The 255-nt window shown below is 76.1% G+C and carries 1 pseudogene; it reads right to left on the bottom strand.

The annotated features are described in order from the left end of the window. Positions 1 to 255 (bottom strand): annotated as a pseudogene (locus QSK52_RS39380) (UDP-glucose 4-epimerase GalE); the annotation flags it as partial.

Here is a 255-nt window from a genome sequence, read left to right as displayed (position 1 = left end):
GAGCTCGGGGCGCTTGGGGACCCAGCCCAGGGCCTCGCGGGCGCGGTCGGCGGCGGCGACCAGGACGGCCGGGTCGCCCGGACGGCGGTCGGCGACCTGCACCGGGATCTCCCGGCCGGTGACGCGCCTGACCGACTCGATCACCTCGCGCACCGAGAACCCGGTCCCGTTGCCCAGGTTGCAGATCAGGTGCTCGCCCGGCCTGGCCGCCTGCAGCGCCAGCAGGTGCGCCTCGGCCAGGTCCGCGATGTGGAT

This window comes from Kitasatospora phosalacinea, assembly GCF_030268885.1.
GTDB classification, from domain to species: domain Bacteria; phylum Actinomycetota; class Actinomycetes; order Streptomycetales; family Streptomycetaceae; genus Kitasatospora; species Kitasatospora phosalacinea_C.
This window is presented reverse-complemented; position numbering and strand designations above follow the sequence as displayed.